This window comes from Burkholderia sp. Ac-20345 (assembly GCF_017104825.1).
Classification (GTDB): Bacteria; Pseudomonadota; Gammaproteobacteria; order Burkholderiales; family Burkholderiaceae; genus Burkholderia; species Burkholderia lata_B.
In genome coordinates, this window is sequence record NZ_JAAGPO010000562.1 from 1 (window position 1) to 558 (window position 558).

Sequence of the window (558 nt, forward strand, 5' to 3'; positions counted from 1 at the left end):
CCAGCACCAGGTGGACGATGTTGTCCGCCATGTCGTGCTCGCCCCACGTGATGAAGATCTTCGTGCCGAACACCTTGTACGTGCCGTCGCCCTGCGGCTCGGCGCGCGAGCGCACCAGCGCGAGATCCGAGCCCGCCTGCGGCTCGGTCAGGTTCATCGTGCCGGTCCATTCGCCCGAGATCAGCTTCGGCACGTAGCGCTGCTTCTGCTCGTCGGTGCCGGCCGTCAGCAGCGCCTCGATCGCGCCGTCGGTCAGGAGCGGGCACAGCGCGAACGACAGGTTCGACGCGTTCAGCATCTCGATGCACGGCGTCGCGATCAGCTTCGGCAGCCCCTGGCCGTCATATTCGGTCGGATGCTGCAGCCCCTGCCAGCCGCCTTCGACGAACTGGCGGAACGCTTCGCCGAAGCCGGGCGTCGCGGTCACGACGCCGTCCTTCCAGCTGCTCGGGTTGCGGTCGCCTTCGACGTTCAGCGGCGCCAGCACCTCGCCGCAGAACTTCGCGGACTCGTCGAGCACGGCCTGCGCCGTGTCGTAACCGGCATCCTCGAAGCCCG

At 68.3% G+C, this 558-nt stretch carries 1 protein-coding gene; it reads right to left on the reverse strand.

Annotated elements, in window-relative coordinates:
* On the reverse strand, positions 1–558 hold a 558-nt coding region (locus G3O06_RS48690; RefSeq protein ID WP_205820510.1), incomplete at both ends, for an acyl-CoA dehydrogenase family protein.